At 66.1% G+C, this 18,561-nt stretch carries 21 protein-coding genes; 5 read left to right on the forward strand and 16 right to left on the reverse strand.

Features of this window, described 5'->3' with window-relative positions:
* Positions 1-10: 10 nt before the first annotated feature.
* Together lipB and FQ755_RS25740 are read right to left on the reverse strand one after the other, a co-directional pair.
* A complete protein-coding gene (gene lipB, locus FQ755_RS25735) occupies positions 11-820 on the reverse strand; it encodes a lipoyl(octanoyl) transferase LipB (RefSeq protein ID WP_144157819.1) in 810 nt (269 codons plus the stop codon).
* A 95-nt stretch (positions 821-915) separates the two neighbouring features.
* Complete coding sequence (locus tag FQ755_RS25740; protein WP_144157820.1) at positions 916-1,242, reverse strand: DUF2917 domain-containing protein; 327 nt, start codon at positions 1,240-1,242, stop codon at positions 916-918.
* Between the two features lie 99 nt (positions 1,243-1,341).
* On the opposite strand from FQ755_RS25740, the gene FQ755_RS25745 reads away from it, so the two are divergent.
* On the forward strand, positions 1,342-2,298 hold the full coding sequence (locus FQ755_RS25745; RefSeq protein WP_144157821.1) for a transcriptional regulator GcvA: 957 nt from the start codon (positions 1,342-1,344) through the stop codon (positions 2,296-2,298).
* A 77-nt stretch (positions 2,299-2,375) separates the two neighbouring features.
* On the opposite strand, the gene FQ755_RS25750 is transcribed toward FQ755_RS25745, so the two are convergent.
* The 9 genes from FQ755_RS25750 to FQ755_RS25790 form a co-directional block, all read right to left on the reverse strand.
* Positions 2,376-2,645 (reverse strand): DUF493 family protein, encoded by a 270-nt coding sequence (locus FQ755_RS25750; protein ID WP_144157822.1) that lies wholly within the window; start codon positions 2,643-2,645, stop codon positions 2,376-2,378.
* An 83-nt stretch (positions 2,646-2,728) separates the two neighbouring features.
* Positions 2,729-3,952, reverse strand: coding sequence for a D-alanyl-D-alanine carboxypeptidase family protein (locus tag FQ755_RS25755; protein WP_144157823.1), 1,224 nt, complete (start codon positions 3,950-3,952; stop codon positions 2,729-2,731).
* Positions 3,953-4,275: 323 nt separating this feature from the next.
* Positions 4,276-4,920, reverse strand: a complete 645-nt coding sequence (locus FQ755_RS25760) for an alpha/beta hydrolase (protein ID WP_144157824.1) — start codon at positions 4,918-4,920, stop codon at positions 4,276-4,278.
* A 7-nt stretch (positions 4,921-4,927) separates the two neighbouring features.
* Complete coding sequence (locus tag FQ755_RS25765; protein WP_144157825.1) at positions 4,928-5,251, reverse strand: (2Fe-2S) ferredoxin domain-containing protein; 324 nt, start codon at positions 5,249-5,251, stop codon at positions 4,928-4,930.
* 126 nt (positions 5,252-5,377) lie between these two features.
* Positions 5,378-6,547 carry a VanZ family protein gene (locus tag FQ755_RS25770; RefSeq protein ID WP_144157826.1) on the reverse strand — a complete coding sequence of 390 codons (1,170 nt, stop codon included), beginning with the start codon at positions 6,545-6,547 and terminating at the stop codon, positions 5,378-5,380.
* Positions 6,548-6,587: 40 nt separating this feature from the next.
* Entirely contained in the window at positions 6,588-7,226 is a 639-nt protein-coding gene (locus FQ755_RS25775; RefSeq protein WP_144157827.1) for an ABC-type transport auxiliary lipoprotein family protein, read from the reverse strand.
* 17 nt (positions 7,227-7,243) lie between these two features.
* The gene (locus tag FQ755_RS25780; protein WP_144157828.1) at positions 7,244-8,206 is read right to left on the reverse strand and encodes an MlaD family protein; all 963 of its coding nucleotides are present in this window, start codon (positions 8,204-8,206) and stop codon (positions 7,244-7,246) included.
* A 16-nt stretch (positions 8,207-8,222) separates the two neighbouring features.
* Complete coding sequence (locus FQ755_RS25785) at positions 8,223-9,101, reverse strand: ABC transporter ATP-binding protein (protein ID WP_144157829.1); 879 nt, start codon at positions 9,099-9,101, stop codon at positions 8,223-8,225.
* Positions 9,098-10,231, reverse strand: a complete 1,134-nt coding sequence (locus tag FQ755_RS25790) for an MlaE family ABC transporter permease (protein ID WP_144157830.1) — start codon at positions 10,229-10,231, stop codon at positions 9,098-9,100. The genes FQ755_RS25785 and FQ755_RS25790 overlap by 4 nt, the downstream gene beginning before the upstream one ends.
* A 138-nt stretch (positions 10,232-10,369) precedes the next feature.
* Between FQ755_RS25790 and FQ755_RS25795 the strand changes: the two genes are divergently transcribed.
* The 3 genes from FQ755_RS25795 to FQ755_RS25805 are packed head-to-tail and all read left to right on the forward strand — an operon-like array spanning position 10,370 to position 12,452.
* Entirely contained in the window at positions 10,370-11,287 is a 918-nt protein-coding gene (locus tag FQ755_RS25795; protein ID WP_144157831.1) for a biotin--[acetyl-CoA-carboxylase] ligase, read from the forward strand.
* A complete protein-coding gene (locus FQ755_RS25800) occupies positions 11,284-12,165 on the forward strand; it encodes a type III pantothenate kinase (protein ID WP_144157832.1) in 882 nt (293 codons plus the stop codon). Before FQ755_RS25795 ends, FQ755_RS25800 begins: the two co-directional genes overlap by 4 nt.
* A 47-nt stretch (positions 12,166-12,212) precedes the next feature.
* Complete coding sequence (locus FQ755_RS25805; RefSeq protein WP_144157833.1) at positions 12,213-12,452, forward strand: hypothetical protein; 240 nt, start codon at positions 12,213-12,215, stop codon at positions 12,450-12,452.
* A gap of 85 nt (positions 12,453-12,537) precedes the next feature.
* On the opposite strand, the gene rfaE2 is transcribed toward FQ755_RS25805, so the two are convergent.
* The 5 genes from rfaE2 to FQ755_RS25830 all read right to left on the reverse strand — a co-directional run bounded on the left by rfaE2 (position 12,538) and on the right by FQ755_RS25830 (position 17,418).
* Positions 12,538-13,020 (reverse strand): D-glycero-beta-D-manno-heptose 1-phosphate adenylyltransferase, encoded by a 483-nt coding sequence (gene rfaE2, locus FQ755_RS25810; protein WP_144157834.1) that lies wholly within the window; start codon positions 13,018-13,020, stop codon positions 12,538-12,540.
* Positions 13,021-13,150: 130 nt separating this feature from the next.
* Entirely contained in the window at positions 13,151-14,023 is an 873-nt protein-coding gene (locus FQ755_RS37850; protein WP_144157835.1) for a ferritin-like domain-containing protein, read from the reverse strand.
* A 573-nt stretch (positions 14,024-14,596) separates the two neighbouring features.
* A complete protein-coding gene (locus tag FQ755_RS25820; protein WP_144157836.1) occupies positions 14,597-15,385 on the reverse strand; it encodes a PhaM family polyhydroxyalkanoate granule multifunctional regulatory protein in 789 nt (262 codons plus the stop codon).
* A 97-nt stretch (positions 15,386-15,482) separates the two neighbouring features.
* Positions 15,483-16,400, reverse strand: a complete 918-nt coding sequence (locus FQ755_RS25825) for an enoyl-CoA hydratase/isomerase family protein (protein ID WP_260858859.1) — start codon at positions 16,398-16,400, stop codon at positions 15,483-15,485.
* 25 nt (positions 16,401-16,425) lie between these two features.
* Positions 16,426-17,418 (reverse strand): fumarylacetoacetate hydrolase family protein, encoded by a 993-nt coding sequence (locus FQ755_RS25830; protein ID WP_144157837.1) that lies wholly within the window; start codon positions 17,416-17,418, stop codon positions 16,426-16,428.
* A 137-nt stretch (positions 17,419-17,555) separates the two neighbouring features.
* Between FQ755_RS25830 and FQ755_RS25835 the strand changes: the two genes are divergently transcribed.
* Positions 17,556-18,452: an IclR family transcriptional regulator gene (locus FQ755_RS25835; RefSeq protein WP_144157838.1), complete on the forward strand. Its 897-nt coding sequence runs from the start codon at positions 17,556-17,558 to the stop codon at positions 18,450-18,452.
* Positions 18,453-18,561: the final 109 nt, after the last annotated feature.

Here is an 18,561-nt window from a genome sequence, read left to right on the forward strand (position 1 = left end):
TTCGATCCAGTCAGGCGGTCAAGACACCGGCCTGCGGTTGGGCGACGGCCGCGGGCGTGCCGTCGATGTTTGCGGTGAGGCATGCTGCGAAGGTCCGGGCCACCTCGTCCCAGCCGGCGGTGACGCCGAGCGTGGCCATGTCGATGGTTTCGAGCCCGGCATATCCACATGGGTTGATGACCAGAAACGGCCGCAGATCCATCTTCACGTTCAGGCTGACCCCGTGATAACTGCAGCCGTTGCGGATTTTCAGGCCCAGCGCGGCGATCTTGGCGCCGGCATGCGACCCCACGTCCGGACCGGGCGCCACGTAGATGCCAGGGGCGCCCGCCTTGCGTTCTCCGGCAAGATTATACGCCGCGAGCGTGTCGATCACGCCCTGCTCGATCCGCGTGACCAGCTCGCGCACCATCAGCTTGCGGCGGCGCAGGTCGAGCAGCAGGTACGCGACCACCTGTCCGGGTCCGTGGTAGGTGATCTGGCCGCCGCGATCGACCGTCACCAGCGGAATACCACTGTCGGCAGCCAGCAGGTGCGCCGGGTCGCCGGCGAGACCCAGGGTGAAGACGGGCGGATGTTCGACCAGCCAGATTTCGTCCCCGGTTTCCCGGTCACGCGCGTCGGTGAAGGCGCGCATGGCGTCGAAGCTGATTTCGTAGGATTCGACGCCGCGCCAGCGGATCGTCACCGGCGGCGCGGACAAGACCCCGGCGGCTGACTCAACCGCAGCAGCGGGCAGACTGGCGGAAACCGGCGCAGCCTCAATGTCAGGACGAGGCGCGGCGGCGGGGGAAGGCGGGGAAACCGGCGTGGCACACATGATCGCGCTAGTTTACCGAAATAATGAGATCCCCGCCTGGGCCGCTCCCGACGGGCCGGGCATCGGAGTCGGCCCGTCATGCCGGCGCGACCGGCTCAGACGGTGCGCCAGCCGTCCCGCGCGCGCAGGCCGAGCCGGTCCGCGAGCCGCATCAGCCAGTCGAACGCCCGCACATCGGCGCGCGCCGGTACCGCGAAAGCCACTCGCGCCTGTGGCGCACTCTCGACGCTCAGCCACAGCCGCTCGCCGCGCCGCAAACGCAGCGTATGGCCCGGTTGAAGCCAATAGTCTTCGGTGTCGTCGCTGCGCGTGACCCAAATCGCGCCGCCACTCACCGCCAGCCGCGTGCTGCGCGCCACCTTCATCGGAACGGTTTCGCCGGACTTGATTTCGAATGTGATACTAGAGGAAATTTCTCGCATGATGCACCTCGCCATGAACTGTTTCGTGACTACAATCCTAGGTGTAACAAGGGCTTGAGCAAAACGATCAAATTTCACCGCTATGTGAGAAAAATTGCGATGGACCTTCGACAACTCCCCGGACTCAACGCCATCAAGGCATTCGAGGCCGCCGCCCGCCACGAGAGCTTTTCGCGCGCCGCCGACGAACTGTTCGTCACCCACGGCGCGGTCAGCCATCAGATTCGCGCGCTGGAAGCCGAACTGGGCGTGGCGCTATTCGCCCGCGACGGCAAGCGCGTGCGCCTCACCGAGGTGGGCCGCCGCTACGCCGGCCAGGTGCGCAGCGCCCTGACGGCCCTTGCCGAAGCCACGCGCGACGTGCGCGGCGGCGAGCGCGAGCGGCGTCTGGTGGTGTCGATGTTGACGTCGTTCGCGGCGCGCTGGGTCACGCCGCGCATCGGCAGCTTTATCGAAGCACATCCGCAGTGGGATCTGGAACTGCTTTCCACTAACTCGCTGACGGATTTCGCCCGCGACGACGTGGACGCGGCGATCCGTTTCGGCTTCGGCAAATATCCGGATCTGCACGCCGAACTGCTGCTCGAGGAGATTTTCTTTCCCGCCTGCGCGCCGAATTTCAACGGCGGCAATCTGCCGAAAGTGCCGTCCGATCTCGCCAAAGTCCCGCTGCTGCGCTCTGACGACGAACTATGGCGTCCCTGGTTCGACGCCGCCGGTCTCACCGACTGGCCTGAGCCGAAACGCGGCGTGCTGTATCAGGACTCGTCGAACCTGCTGCAGGCGGCAATCGACGGCCAGGGCGTCGCCCTCACGCGCCGTTCGCTGGCGCTACAGGAAATCGCCGCCGGACGGCTGGTGCGTCTGTTCGACGTGGATGGCCCGAGCCCCTGGCATTACTACTTCATCTGCCCGCGGCAAATGATGCAGGCCGAGCGCGTGCAGGCATTTCGGGATTGGGTGTTCGAAGAAGTGGGACGGTTCAAGCAGCTTTTCGAAGTAGCCTGTTCGGCCGGGCCGCAAAACGGGGCGAACGCGTTGCACGTCGCATCCTGATAAAGCGGTCATCAAGCATGGTAAGCGCGGTGGGCGCTGCTATCTGAAAGCACCTCGCCGCCGCTAACCGACCACAATCAAAGCACCACTTTCACCATCGGATGCCCGGTGAGGGCGCGATAGATATCGTCGAGATGGGCGCGGCTCGTGGCGCGCACCGTCACCGTCAGGCCGGTGTAATTGCCGCCGCTCGACGGGCGCGTCTCGATGCGCGAGGGGTCGACGGCTTCGTCGAACTGCTTGACCACCGTCACGATCGTCTCGGCAAACTCGGGATGCGACTTGCCCATCACCTTGATCGGGAAATCGCAGGGAAACTCAAACAGCGAATCGTTATCGGCTTGCATCTTTCAGTCCTCGACTACGGCCCCCACAGAATTCCTGTGGAAGCCGTCAGAACGCCACGGCGCGCAACGGCGCACCGCTACGCTTACTTCTTTTTGTTGAACATCAGCATCAGCGAATCCCACACGCGACCCACCACGCCGGCTTGCGGCACGGCCTGCAGCGCGACGATCGGGAATTGCGAGATCACCTTGCCATCCGCCACCAGCTTCACCGTGCCGACCTGCTGGCCGTCGGCGATCGGCGCGATCAGCGGGTCGATGTGTTCGACCTGCGGCTTGGCCTTGTCTGCGAGACCCTTCGGCACCGTGATGTACTGGTCGGCCTTCACGCCGATCTTCACCGTGTCTTCCGCACCCTTGTAGACGCGCGGCGTTTCGATTACCTGGCCGGCCTTGTACAGGCGCACCGTGTCATACGCGCTGTAGCCGTAGTTCAGCATCTTCATGCTGTCTTCGACGCGGTCGTGCTCTTTCACTTCGCCCATCATTACCGAAACCAGCCGGCGCGACGCGTCCGACGCGCCCGGCAGCGGACGCTTGGCGCTCGCGATCAGGCAGTAGCCGGCCGCCTCGGTGTGGCCGGTTTTCAGGCCGTCGACGGTCGGGTCGATCCACAGCAGGCGGTTACGGTTCGGCTGTTTGATCTTGTTGTAGGTGAATTCCTTGACCGAGAAAATGTTGTAGTAGTCAGGGAAGTCGCGAATCAGGCGCGCCGAGAGAATCGCGAGGTCGCCCGCGCTCGTGTAGTGCTGCGCGTCGGGCATACCGTTGACGTCGGCGAAATGCGTGTGCGTCATGCCGAGGCGCTGGGCCTCGGCGTTCATCATGTTGACGAACTGCGACTCGCTGCCGCCCACCAGTTCGGCCAGCGCGATCGCCGCGTCGTTGCCCGACTGGATGATCATGCCGTAGACCAGATCGTGCACGGAGACCGGCTTGTTCGCTTCGATGAACATGCGCGATTCGTCCGTTTTCACGCGGCGCACCGCTTCGCTCGGCGTGACGATCTGCTCCATCGAAATCTTCTTCGTCTGCAGCGCTTCGAAGACCAGGTAGGCGGTCATCAGCTTGGTCAGCGAAGCCGGCTCGACGCGCTCGTCGGCGTTGCCGGAAGCGAGCACCTGGTTGCTGGTCGCGTCGACGAGCACCCACGAGCGCGCGTTCACCGCCGGCGGCGGCACCTGCGCGAAGGCCGCGCTGCTCGCTGCCAGCGAGGCCGGCAGCAGCACGCCGAGCGTGACCGCGCGGCGGATGGAGTGGGGAACGAAAGACGGGAGTGACGAAAAACCGGAGGAGGAAAAACGCATAGGATCGATTCGGGCAGAAATATGCATCGCGCCCCAAAGGCGCGCAGTTTGGAAGAGCCGGTCGGCGAGCACTGGCCGCATAAAAGCAGCACGGCGCCCGTTGGACTTCCGGCCACACGATCGGTTCGCGCAACGCGCCACACAATCCGGCGCCGCAATCACGCAGCGGCGCTACGACGCGCCTTCAGCCGGATGGGTCGCGCTGCGCCCAAAAAAGAGCGCCCATTATACGCGCGCCGGGGACCCAACTTTGCGCCCCGCGGGACGATAAATTTTCATTTGACGCGTACCTGTACCCCGGAAAACGCGCGCCGGCCGAGCGCCTAGCGCCAGGCGTCGACGATGATGCGTTTCAGGACATGCAGCTTGCGGTGCAGAAAATGCTCGGCGCCAGGGATCACGACGACCGGCAATTCCTGCGGCCGAGCCCAGTCGTACACCGATTGAATGGGGACCGTATCGTCGGTTTCGCCGTGAATCACGAGCGTGTTTTCCGGCACGGGCGCAACTTCCCAGCGGCTCGCGGCCGTACCGACGAACACGATGCGCTCGATGCCCTGCCCTTCCTCGACGAGCCGCGCCGCCACGTGCGACAGCACGAAGGTGCCGAACGAAAAGCCTGCGAGTACAAGGGGCAGATCGGCCTGGCCCGGCTGCGCGCGCATGTGGTCGAGCACGGCGCGCAGATCGTCGCGCTCGCCGATGCCGGCGTCGTGTTCGCCCTGGGTCTGGCCGACGCCGCGGAAGTTCGAGCGATAGGCCACGTAATTCAGTTGCACGAGCGTGCGAGCCAAGGTCTGCGCGACCTTGTTGTCCATCGTGCCGCCGAACAGCGGATGCGGATGCGCCACAAGCGCGATGCCGCGCGGCGCGGCGCCGCTCTCGCGCGTCTCGTCGGGCAGATCGAGCGCGACTTCGATCTTGCCGACCGGACCGTCGATCAGAAACTGCTGGGTATGAACATTCATGGCGCGCTTACCGGTCCATCTTCAGACGTTCGACCACCTTGCCTTGCACAAGATGCGATTCGACGATTTCGTCGATGTCGCTTTCGTCGACATACGTGTACCAGGTGCCTTCCGGATAGATCACCACAGCCGGCCCTTCCTCGCAGCGTTCGAGACAGCCCGCCTTGTTGATCCGCACCTTGCCGGGGCCCGCGAGGCCCAGTTGCTTCACGCGCTTTTTCGCATGTTCCTGCATGGCCTGTGCGTTGCAGTTCGCGCAGCTCGGGCGGTCGGCGTCGGGGGCGCGCTGGTTGAGGCAGAAGAAGACGTGATACTTGTAGAAAGAATCCATGGTGTCCGGGGCGACTGAAAGAGTGCAAGGCTCGATGCGCGCCGGAACCGCTGCAAGCGGCGAAACCGGCGGGCAAGGAGGCGCTTCTGTGGTGGATCGATTATAGCGACGGGGCATGGTCCCCGCTCAGCCCGGCGGCGCCACCGCCGACGCGCGCCGTCTGAGCCACGCGCGCTCCGCCGAAAACGCCAGCCACCCCAGCGCCGCGTATGGCCAGATCCACGCCAGCCAGTGCGCGAGGCCGTTGAAGTGCAGATAGCGCCCCTGGCGCCAGTCCGCGAGCGTCACGTCGAAATAGGGATTGACCGGCAGCAGATTGACCAGCAGCAGCGCGATGACGAGCGCCGCCGCCGCGAGCGCCGCCCGCCAGCGGCGCGGCAGACGCAGCGCCAGCAGCATGACCAGCGTGCCGCCTGCAAGGCCCGCGAGCGCGCCGGGCGTCGCCCAGTCGAATACCAGCCCCGCCACCGACTGCAGAAAAGTCGCACCGATCTTGACGAACACCGTCAGCGCGACGAGCACCAGCAACAACCGCACGCGCGGCGCCCGCGAGCGCATCGGCAGCGAAGCAAGGGCACCGGCGGCGAACAGCATCAGCGTCGCGATCAGAGCTTCCCATGCGTCGTCCGGAAGCGCGGCGAGCAGGTGCGAGGGCCACGTCTGCACGTGCCAGGCAGCGGGGAACCATGCAAGCAGCGGATCCTGCATGGTCGAGTCGGCGTGCAGCCACAGGGCGCGCGGCCAGTCGCCGAGGCCGAACAGGCGCGGCGACGGAAACATCGTCGCGAACGGCCACAGCGCCGCCAGACAGACAAGCGCCGCGCTATCGCGCCTGAACCACAGCAGACGCATGCGCCGCAGCAGGCCGCGATCGAGCAGGGCGCCGGTAGCCGGCGCGATCAGTGCGGCACCGAGCAGCGCGCCGAGCGCATTCGCCGCCAGATCGAGATTGGAGGCGACGCGGGTGGGCAGATACGTCTGCACCGCTTCCATCGTCCCCGACAACCCGACCCCTAGCCCGAAAGCGAGCGCCACGGCCGCCGCGCCGCGCCAGCGCGGATAGACCGCCAGCATCGCCAGCGCGCCGAACGGCATGTAGCCGAGGACGTTGGTGACCACGTCGAAGACGGTCAGATATTGCGGCAGCGGGTCGGCCAGATACGCCAACGGACTGAGCCCCAACGAGCGCCAGCCGGAAAACGGATACCACGAGGCATAGACGATCAGGGCCGTGTACAGGCCCAGCACCTGCTTCGCCAGCACCGATGGCCGGCGCGGCCGCACTTTACGGCTCACGCTGCGCAATGCGGCAAACGCGGCAATTGCTCCCTATGCGTCATTGGGCAGCGACGAGCGGCTGCGCGGCCAGCCACGCGGAAATCTGCGCGACGAGATCGTCGCTGGCGGCGGCGAGCGCCTGCGCGCCGCCGGCGGCGTCCGTCGATCGGGCCGGCGCGTTCGCCACGAACGTGCGTTGCGCGATCACCTTGCCGCCCTGCGTCAGCGTGGCGCGCGCGGTGACGGCGCCGTGGCTTTGGGTCTGGCTGTCGAAAATCTGTTCGAACTGGCTCAGATCCACCCGTAGGACCGGCGCGCGCACGCCATCCGATCCTGTCAGCACCGTGCCACGCTCCGACAGCACGTTACGCAGACGCTGCGTCAACAGTTCCGGCGGCGTCGCGCTCCAATGGCTGTTTGCATACGACGCGGTCTGCTGCGCGTCGGCATAGCTCAGGCGGTAGGTCAGCTTGTCGGAGGCGAGCGTGGCGGGCGCGGTGACGTCCAGCACCTTGACGACGGGCGTCGAGCCGCTGGCCGTTGTGGCCTGTGGCGCCGGGCCCAGATCGTAGCGGGCCTCGGGAAGCGCGGCCGGCCCGGCACAGCCGGCCAGCAGCGCGCCGCATGCCAGCACGACGGCCAGGCGGGCGCCGGTTAAACATTCACGACGAATGGAGCGGTTAAGCGAGGAAGCCATGGCAGTCGTCCTTTCGGTCATTTTGCGGCGCGGCCCGCGGGCCATGTGAAGCCGGGCTCGCCGGGGCCTGGCGCCACCGGCGGCGCGCCGAACAGCACGCTGCGCGGACTGGTGCTGAACATGTCGGCGGCGCGATCCACCGACCGCGCCGCCGAACGCACGTCGTCAGACAGCGAATCGACGCGCGGCAAGGTGTCGTAACCGACCCGCGCGGATAGTTCCTGAACCGACAGATTCATCGAGGTCAGCGCGTCGCCCGCCTGTTGCGCCGCCGTGCCGACCTTGTTCAGATTGGCTTCGAACGGGCCGTCCGGCCGGTTCAGCCCGGTGATCAGCTGATTGGTCGAAGAAAGCGTGCGGTCGAGCTGGTCGAGCGTCTGCGGCAGCTTGCCGGCGGCCGGCTGCATCTGTTTGGTGAGTTCCGTGACGCCATCGGCGGCGTGCTGCAGGCTGGCCGCCGTGCCAAGCAACTGATCGCGCATCTGCGGCGACAGCACGTCGTTGACGTCGTCGGCGATGCGTTCCAGCTTGCGCAGCAGGACGTCGCCGCGCTGCTGCAACTGGTCGAGGAGCCCAGGCCGCATCGGCAGTTGCGCCACGTCTTTCGCCGACGACGCCAGCGGCGACATATCGCGCCCCGTATCGTCGAGCTGGATGAAAGCGAGGCCCGTCACGCCCTGAAAGCCGAGGCTGCCGAAGGTGGAACGCGTGATCGGCGCATGGGTGTCGACCAGAATGCGGATCAGGATCTGCCCCGGATGGGCGCGGTCGAACTTGATCGACTGCACCTTGCCCACGTCGAGTCCGCGATAGCGCACCGCCGCATCCGTATAAAGCCCGGTGACATTGGTGCGCGCAATCAGGTCGTAAGGCACGCGCACCGAGCGGTCGACGTTGAACAGGAACGCCGCCGCCGCGATCGCCACCAGCAGCACCACCGTGAAGAGCCCAGCCCAGAAGGCATGCGATTTGTTTTCCATTGTCAGGTTCCCTGGTTCACAGCGGCAGTTCGGACGACGCGGGTTCGAGCGCCGCGGCCGGCAGCCTGGCGCGCCGCTCCGGCGGCAGCGCCTGGAGCGCGCGGCGGCCGCGCAGGCCGAGGAAGTATTCGCGGATAAACGGATGATCGACGCCCGCAGCCTCTTCGACCGGCGCCGCCACCAGCACCCTGCGGTCGGCCAGCACGGCGACGCGGGTGGACAGCGCGACCATGGTGTCGAGATCGTGCGTCACCATCACGACGGTCAGGCCGAGCGCGCGATGCAGCGTGCTGACCAGTTCGACGAATTCGTCCGAGGCTTGCGGATCGAGCCCGGCGGTCGGTTCGTCGAGAAACAGCAGTTCCGGTTCGAGCGCGATGGCGCGGGCGATGCCGACCCGCTTGATCATGCCGCCCGACAGCGCCGACGGCATCTTCGACGCATGCTTGCACGGCAATCCGACCATTTCGAGCTTAAGCATGACGATGTCGCGCAGCAGGTCGTCGGGAATCTTGCCAAGCTCGCGCAGCGGCTGCGCGATGTTGTCGAACACCGACAGCGACGAAAACAGCGCGCCGCGCTGGAACAGCATGCCGGAGCGGCTGCGCATCAGCAGCGCGGTCTCGGGCGAGATGGTCGAAAGGTCTTCGCCGAACAGCTTGATGGTGCCCGACGACGGCCGTTCGAGCCCGAGGATCTGCCGCACGAGGGTGGTCTTGCCGGAGCCCGAGCCGCCGACGATCGAGACGATCTCGCCGCGCCGCACCTCGAAGTTCAGGTGCTGATGCACGATGTTGCGGCCGTAGCGCTTGGTGAGATCGCGCACCTCGATGACCGGTTCGGCAATCGACGGCAGCGGCTGGCCGCGCACGGATTGGGCAAGCGGCGCGCTCATCCGAGCCCCACGTTCTGGAACAGCATGGCGAACACCGCGTCGGCGAGAATCACGATGGTGATCGAGCTCACCACCGAGGTGGTCGTGCCCTCGCCGAGGCTCTGCGAATTCGCCTTGATGCGAAAGCCGAAATGGCAGCCGACGATGGCGATCAGCATGCCGAACGCCACGCCCTTGCCGAGGCCGATCCACAGGTTGGCGATCGGCACCACGCTCGGCAGCGCGCGGAAGAAATAACCCATGTCGATGCCCAGCACGATCTGTGCGGAAAGCGCGCCGCCCAGCAGGGCGATGATGTTGGTCCACATGACGAGCAATGGCATCGCCACGCCGAGCGCCAGCACGCGCGGCAGGATCAGCCGCAGGCCATGGGGAATGCCCATCACGCGCATGGCGTCGAGTTCCTCGGTGACGCGCATCACGCCGATCTGCGCCGTGATCGCCGAGCCCGAGCGGCCGGCCACCAGAATCGCCGAAAGCACCGGCCCGAGTTCGCGGATCACCGAAAGCCCGAGGATGTTGACGATGTACTGATTCGCCCCGAACAGCCGCAATTGCTGCGCCGACAGATAGCTCAACACAATGCCGATCAGGAACGCCACCAGCGCGGTGATGGGCAGCGCCCTGGCGCCGGCGTTATAGACGTTCGCGGAGATTTCCGTCCACGGTGTGATCTTCGGATTACGCGCGATGGCGAGCAGATCGAGCACGACGCGCCCGAGCATGGCAATGCCGCCGTACAGATGTTCGAAGAAGGAAAACAGCGCAAGGCCGAGGCGGGTGAACGGATCGAAGCGCACCACCGGTTCGGGCGTGTCGCGCATGGAATCGAGCAAGGCGATGCGCTGGAAGATATCGCGCTGGGTATCGTTCAGTTCTGCCAGCTGGGGCGGCAGCTTATGGCCCCAGACACGCCACAGCGCCTGGCCGCCGACGTGATCCATACGCTCGATGCGCGTCAGGTCCCAGTGCATGCCCTCGACGCCGATGAGCGAACGCAGACGGGGCACCACTTTGCCGGTGGCGCGGTCGCGTGCGAGCGCGAGCGCCGTCCACTGGCCGGAGAGCCGGACGATCTTGCCTTGGCTGCCTGCCGCGACTTCAAGGCCGGGCGGAGTGTCGTAGTTCAAGGATCGCTGGATTCTGGTTGTCGGATCAGGGCCATTGTAACGAACGCGGCGCGCAGGGGCGGCCCCTTGTGCACTCCAGGTGGGTCTCGGGTGGGTCTCGCGTGTGCCCACGCGGTGCCTGTGGCTACAATACGCGGCATGAAAGCTTCCAAGTCCTCATTACCCCCTGGCGCGCCTGCTGGCCCGGCTGACGACTGGCGCATCGACCGGGATCGCGCCGTCGCGCTGTTCGGCGCGCACGCGCACGACTGGCCAATCGAAATCGTCGAAGAGACCGGCTCCACCAATGCCGACCTGATGGCGCGCGTGAAGGCGCTGCCGCGCCGCTCGAACGCCCTGCCGCGGCCGATCGTCCGGGTGGCCTATCTGCAAACCGCCGGGCGCGGCCGGCGCGGCCGCAACTGGTATGCCGAGCCGGGCAATGCACTGCTGTTTTCGGTAGCCTGCGTGCTGCCGCGGCCGCTCGAGGAACTCGCGGGTTTGAGTCTGGCGGTGGGCGTGGCGCTGGTCGACGGGCTGCGCTCGCTGCCGGTCGCGGGACCCGGGCAGATCGCCCTCAAGTGGCCGAACGACGTGCTGCTGGAAGGCGACAAGCTGGCCGGCATCCTGATCGAAACGGCCTGGAGCACCGACTATGCGAGCGCGGTGGTGATCGGCATCGGCACCAATGTGAGGGGCGCGGACGAACTGGCCGCGAAGCTCGGCGCGCTGAACGCCGACCTGCCGCCGCAGGCACGCGGCACGGCGCCCACCGCACTGTCGCGCGCGTTGCCGAACGCCAATCTGACCGATACCCTCGCCGCCGAACTGAACGCGCTCGAAGCCGCGCTCAAACGCTTCGCCGCGGACGGCTTCGAGCCGTTCCAGCCACGCTGGAACGCCTGTCACGCCTACGCAGGCCGCGAAGTGGTGCTGCTCGAACAAGGTGTGGAAATCACGCGCGGCGTGGCGGCCGGCGTCGACGCCAGCGGGCAGTTGCTACTCGACACGGCAACGGGACGCGAGGCAATTGCCACCGGCGACGTCTCGTTGCGCCTGGCCGACGCCGCAGCATGAGCGGCGCGCCTTTTCTGCTGATCGATGCGGGCAATAGCCGCGTCAAGTGGGCGCTCGTGCAGGCGGATGGGTCGCAGAGCCATGCGGGGGCGTTTGCGCACGGCGGCGCGGCCGAAGGCGCGGTTGGCGTCGCTGCTCCCGACTGGTCGCAACTGCCGCGCCCAGCCAGCGCCTGGCTATCCAACGTGGCCGGCGCGGCCGTCGCCGAGCGTCTTGCTGCCTTGCTCGACGCGCAATGGCCCGGCCTGCCGCGCACGACCATCCGCGCCCGCGCGCAGCAATGCGGCGTGACCAATGGCTACACGACGCCGTCGGCGCTCGGCAGCGATCGCTGGGCCGGGCTGATCGGCGCGCATGCGGCGTTTCCGGGCGAGCCGCTGCTGATCGCGACCTTCGGTACCGCCACCACGCTGGAAGCGCTGCGGGCGGATGGGGTGTTCGTCGGCGGTTTGATCGCGCCGGGCTGGTCGCTGATGATGCGTTCGCTCGGCGAGCACACGGCGCAACTGCCCACGCTCGATGCCGACGCGGCGCGCGATCTGCTGACGCCGCGCGCCGATGCCAGAACTGGCGCCAGCGCCACGCCAGGCGGCGACGGCACGCAAGCCGGCAGCCAATACCTTGGCCCGTCCTTCGCCACCGACACGCCGCGCTCGCTGTCGGCGGGTTGCGCGCTGGCGCAGGCCGGCCTGGTCGAACGGATGTGGCATGACCTGCAGGCCGCATGGGGCGTGCCGGTGCGGCTCGTGGTGGGCGGCGGCGCCGCGGATGAAGTGACAGCGGCCCTCAAAGTGCCGCATACTCGCCACGATTCGCTCGTGCTGTCGGGACTTGCACTGATCGCCGCCGAAGCTGGCGGCGAGGTCCAACCCGGCTGAGCCCCGCACCCGATGCACGCCGCCCCCTTTAAACGGAGACTCCAACGATGCTGCGCTGGCTGATCGCTATTCTGTTGCTTGCCAACCTGTTCGCATTCGCGGCGTTGCGCGGCATGTTCGGCCCGCTGCCCTACGCGGGCGCACGCGAGCCGGGTCATCTGAACCGGCAGTTGCATCCGGAAACGCTGCGGGTGCAGCCGGTTTCGGCGGCCGAAGCGGCCGATCAGGCCGTGGTGGGCGGCCCCGCCCCGGCGCCGGCGATTGCCGCGTCGGAGCTTGGTCAATAAGCTGAAGCAGTAAAAGCGGATAAGACGAAGTCAGTGAACCCGCGAGGGGCCGCTGCCGCTTCGATCCGCGGCTTCAATTCACCGCTTAACCCTGCGCGCGAACCTTCCTGAGCAGCGCGGTCGTCGAGCGGTCATGCTCGAACGGAATCGCCAGCGCGCGACCGCCCCAGCCGCGCACCAGCGCCGACTCGGGCAACTTGTCCATGTCGTAATCGCCGCCCTTCACCAGGATGTCGGGATGCAGCGCTTCGATCAACGACACCGGCGTCTGCTCCTCGAAGCACACCACCCAATCGACGCTTTCCAATGCCGCCAGCAGGGCCATGCGATCGGCTTCGTTGTTGATCGGCCGGTCGTCGCCCTTGCCGAGCCGGCGCACCGACGCGTCGCTGTTCACCCCCACGATCAGACACGCGCCGAGCGCTTTCGCGTCGGCCAGATAGGTGACATGCCCGCGATGCAGGATATCGAACACGCCGTTCGTGAACACTACCGGGCCGGTGAGCGAAGGCCGCAGTTGAGCGAGGGCGTCGCGGGTTGTGAGCTTGCGTTCGAAAGTGGCGGCCATGGGGAATCGAAGAAAAGAGAAATCATGCAAACGGCCCGGCAGGCTTGCACCTGTCGGGCCGTTCTTTCACACGTTTTGTGCGTTATCTGTCACGGGACGCCTCGCGCCGCTGCGCAACGCGCGGTGGCCGTCAGGCCGGCTGCTCGGCCGACTTCTGATCGGCCTGCAGGCGCGTCACCACTTCCTTGCGATAGCGGTTCAGTTCCTGCGCCGTGTTGAAGGTGCGTTCGAACAGAATGGACAGGTTGTGCAGAATGCGCTCGACCACTTTCTTCTCCCAGCCGTCGTCGAAGCGGATCTGTTCGTCGAGCCAGCGTTCGAGCCATTCCGGATCGGGCAGGCGCGACTGGATGGTGTCTCGCGGGAACAGTGCCTGATTGACGTGCAGGTTGGTCGGATGCAGCGGCTTTTCCGTGCGGCGGGCCGAGGCCATTAGCACGCCGATCTTGGCAAACGCAGCACGCGCGACGTCGCCGAAATTCGTCATGGCCTTCTTCATATAGCGCAGATACGCGCCGCCGTGACGGGCTTCGTCACGCGAGATGGTTTCGTAGATGGCCTTGATGACCGGTTCCGTGTGCCATTCGGCCGCGCGGCGATACCAGTGATTCAGACGGATTTCGCCGCAGAAGTGCAGCATCAGCGTTTCGAGCGGGGGCGCCGGATCGAATTCGAAGCGCACAGCGTGCAGTTCTTCTTCGGTGGGACACATTTCCGGCTTGAAGCGGCGCAGATATTCCATCAGCACCAGCGAGTGCTTTTGTTCTTCGAAGAACCACACGCTCATGAACGCGGAGAAATCGCTGTCGTGATGATTGTCGCGCAGGAACATTTCCGTTGCGGGCAACGCGGACCATTCGGTGATCGCGTTCATCTTGATCGTCTTGGCCTGCTCGTCGGTCAGGAGCGATGCATCGAACTTGTCCCAGGGAATGTCTTTCTCCATGTCCCATCGAACGGATTCGAGCGATTTATAAAGTTCCGGATAAAGCATGGTGTTCATAGTCCCACCCCTGTTCTGCGCATTGCGACGTCTGTTTGTGTCTTTTACTACTCTTGCTAATGGCGAACGAAACACACGCGTTCGCGAGCAGCCAAGCATTGAATTTTACGCGGGAATCAGCCACCCAGATGCACCGGGCAGTAAAGAAGTCCTGCGGCATGTGGGCGACCGCCGACAACCCGGTCTTGCGCCACGAGGCCACCCATGCGCGAACCTAGCCAACGCAATCGGTGCAGCCTGCCAGATGGAAGCCGCTATCCAGCCCCTGCGCCGGATAAACCGGTGGCAAGCGGGCGTCGGATTGGTTGTTTTCGGGGCGCGCCCAAGGGCCAAACATGCTTGCGCCATGATATCACGCGGTCCTGACGGCTCTGCGTTCCCTCCGGGTCACAACCGCACTGGCCTTTGATCGACCTCAATACAATAGCGAACGTCCGTGTTCTGCCTGTGACGAAGACGGTTGCAAAGCGCGTGCCGCGCGTGCTTGACGCCGGCGCGCCCACGCACGCCGGCTCGATTGGCGGCGCGCGCGGGCGCTGGCCCGCAGCATCTTTTCGGTGACCTCGGATTCCCTTATTCGGGCTTCGATGGTGTCTTCTTCGCGGCGCGCGGCCGGCTGGCCGTGCCGCTCGTCGATTTGGCGGCGAGCGTCCGTTTTGTTGCGGACTCCTTCGCGGATGAGGCTGCCGTGCTCGAAGCAGCGGCGGAAGCCGCGGCGGAATCGGCGGGCGGCGCATCGCCCCCGGTTGGCGCGGCGGCAGCCGCAGGCTGGGTCATCGCAAACTGCGCGATCTGGTTGAACTGCGCTTGCAACAGATTCCACCAGGCACCGGCATCGAAGCCTGCCGCGTTAGCGTTCTCACCGGCTTGCGGTTCAGCGTCGCCCGCGGCTTCGGCACGCGGCGCAGCCGACGCGGACGACGCCGATGCCCCCGCCGACGATGCGGAACGAGGTGTTTCAGGACGCGCCTTCTCGGTCGCAGGTTTCGTGGCCGCCGGTTGCGCCATCGATTGCTGCGCGAACGCGCCGAACGCCCGCAGCGTCGCCAGCGTGGCGCGCTGCACTTCCAGCGCCTGAATCGCCGATTGCAGCATGTTCAGATTCAGCTTGAGCCACTGCTCGACGGCGCGCATGTCGGTGATGCGCTTGTCGAGCTCTTCGACGTTGGTGAGCGGCGCCATCATGTCGGACATCATCGAAAGCGACGGTCCGAGGCCCGGCGCCGCGCCCGCCGGGGCGCCCTGAAAGGCCGCGCCGAACGGCGAGAGCCGCATCATGTCCCACATGCGGTCCATCATCTCGCCGGGAGGAAAACCCGGAAATCCGGGAAAGGGCGGCGTGGAGCCAGGGATATCGGTCATGCGGTTCTCCTCGCAGCAGACAGGAATGGAATGGGCTCGGGCCCACACACGTTTGTGTCGGATCATACCGTGTGCGCCGTGACGCGCCGCGGCTGAATCAGGCGGATTCGTCGCCGGGCGTTTCCCCTGCGGCGTGGCCGCCAGCCGGGTGAACGCCTGCCGCGTGGCCGGCGCCTGCCTGCCCGTCGTGGAAATGCGGCGCGCGCCGCTCACGCAACGACGCCACGCCTTCGCGCACATCCGGTCCGGCGAAGCCCATGAATTCGAGTGCGAGCGAGGTATCGAAAGCCGGGCCGGCCGAACGCAGCCAGTTGTTCAACGCATACTTCGTCCAGCGAATCGCCGTCTGCGAACCTTCAGCGAGTTTCCTGGCCACTTCGAAGGCTTTGGGCAGCAGATCGGCTTCGTCGACGGCGAGCGACACGAGGCCGATCCGCTCCGCTTCTTCGCCGCTCACCGGCTCGCATAACAGCAAGTAGTACTTGGCTTTTGCCATGCCGCACAGGAGCGGCCAGACGATTGCCGCGTGATCGCCCGCCGCGACGCCCAGGCGCGTATGACCGTCGATGATGCGCGCGCTTTTCGCCGCAATCGAAATATCGGCGAGCAGGCCTGCCACCAGGCCCGCGCCGACGGCCGGTCCGTGCATCGCCGAGACGATCGGCTTGCTGCAGTTGATCACGTTGTAGACGAGGTCGCGTGCCTCGCGCCAGACCCGCGTGCGGACCTCGAAGTCGGTCGCCATCTGCTCGACGAGTTGCAGATCGCCGCCCGCCGAGAAGCCCTTGCCTTCGCCGCGAATCACCGCCACGCGCGTGTCGGGATCGCGGTCGATATCGCGCCAGATTTCGGCCAGCTCGTAATGCATGCGTGCATCCGCCGTGGACAATGCACTACGGTTGGCGCCCGCGCCGCTCATGATGACTTCGAGGACGCCATGCGGATGCCGCCGCAAGCGCAGCGACTCGTAATGCGCGTAGAAGGCGGGGTCGTCGATCGTGGCTTCGTGAGACATGGCTGTCAGTCCGATAGGTCAGAACTCAATGCGCCCCATCCAGCGGCGCGATGCCCTGCTCGATCGCGCCGAAGATCGACTTGCCCGCTTCGTCGAACATCTCGATCTTCACCGTGTCGCCGTATTTCATGAACTCGGTTTGCGGCGCGCCGTGCTCGATGGTCTCAAGGCAACGTTTCTCGGCAATACAGCAGTAGCCGCGCTTCGCGTCCTTGTTCGACACCGTCCCCGAGCCGACGATCGCGCCGGCTCGAAGGTTGCGCGTCTTCGCCGCATGCGCGATCAGTTGGCCGAAGTGAAACACCATGTCGGTGCCGGCGTCCGGCTGGCCGACTTTCCTGCTGTTCCAGTGGACGATCATCGGCCGGTGCACGCGGCCCTCGCGCCAATGCTCGCCGAGTTCGTCGGGCGTGACGGCGACCGGCGCGAACGACGTGGCCGGCTTGCTCTGAAAGAAACCGAAACCCTTTGCCAGCTCGGCCGGAATCAGGTTGCGCAGCGACACGTCGTTGACGAGCGTGATGAGCCGCACGCCCTTGAGCGCCTGCTCGGGCGTGACGCCCATCGGCACGTCGGTGGTGATCACCGCGACTTCCGCTTCGAAGTCGATGCCGAACGCCTCCGAGGCGCACACCACGTCGTCCCGTGCGCCGATGAAGTCGTCGCTGCCGCCCTGGTACATCAGCGGATCGGTCCAGAATTCCGGCGGCATATCGACGCCGCGCGCGCGCCGCACCAGTTCGACGTGATTGACGTACGACGAGCCGTCGGCCCACTGGAAGGCGCGCGGCAGCGGCGCCATGCAGTCCTTCGCGTCGAAGGCAAAGGTGTTGCGCGCGCGGCCCTGGTTGAGGGCGTCGTACAGATCCTGGAGTTGCGGCGCGTAGAAGGTCCAGTCGTCGAGCACGCGCTGCAGCGTCGGCGCAATCGCATCGGCGATGGCCGCGGAGTGCAGGTCGCGGGACACGACAATCAGTTGGCCGTCGCGCGTGCCGTCCTTCAGCGTGGCAAGTTTCATAGGGAATGAGCCGTATTGGTGACGATAGAGGGAATCTATTCTACGATGGTGAATCGCCACGGCCCAAATGGGCCACCCGGTCCGTCACCGCAGTTCGCCAATTCAGACTCACGATTCGCGCTCCGTGCGCCCTGCCAATGCCCTCATCAATTGCCCGTTCCGCTTTCACCGCCGCCGATCCGCTCGCCTCGCCGGTCCCGCTCGACCCCGCGGACGACGACGCCGCCGAGGCCGCCGACTCTGGCGAGGAGAAGCTGCGCTCGGGCATCCAGTCGATCGAGGTGGGCTTTCGGCTGCTCGACGTGCTGACCAACGAGCCGCGCGCGATGATGCTGCGCGATCTCGCGCAACGCGCCGGCATGAGTCCCGCCAAGGCGCATCGATATCTGGTGAGTTTCCTGCGCCTCGGCGTGGTCGCGCAGGACCCGCTGTCCGGACGTTACGAGTTGGGCGGATTCGCCTTGCAACTGGGCCTCGCGCGGCTCGCGCGCGTGGACGGCGTGAAGCTCGCGCGGATTGCGCTGTCGGAACTGCGCGACCGGCTCGACCTGACGGTGGGCATCGCCGTGTGGGGCAACCAGGGGCCGACCGTCGTGCACTGGATGGAATCGAGCCACCCCGCCAAAGCGTCGCTCAAGCTCGGCGACGTCATGCCGCTGCTCGGTTCGGCCACCGGCCTGCTGTTCGCGGCTTATCTGCCGGCCAGCAAGACCGCCGCGATGATCGGGCGCGAACTGGCTGACTCGCGTCGTTCGCGGCACGCGGGCGGACCGCGCACGCCCGAAGAGGTGGAGCATGTCCTCGCGGACGTCCGCACGCATGAGGCGGCGCGCGTCGAAGGCATGCTGCTGCCGACAATCCACGCCTTCTGCATGCCGGTGTTCGATTCGACCGGCGATCTCGCGCTCGGGTTGATCGCGCTCGGCCACGAGGGCGCCTTCGATATCCGCTGGGACGGTGAGGTCGATACGGCGCTGCGCGAGTGTGCGCGTAAATTGTCGTACGAACTGGGGTACAGTCGGACGCCGCGTTAGGATGTGGAGTTTTTGTTGCGAGGGGGCTTGCTGTTGGCTTTGCTGCATCAGGCTTGCTGTTGGCTTTGCTGCATCAGGCTTGATGCGCGGCTTTGCTGCGATATTGCCG

Origin of the sequence: Paraburkholderia sp. BCC1885 (assembly GCF_900996235.1) — a bacterium.
In the GTDB taxonomy this organism is placed as follows: Bacteria; Pseudomonadota; Gammaproteobacteria; order Burkholderiales; family Burkholderiaceae; genus Paraburkholderia.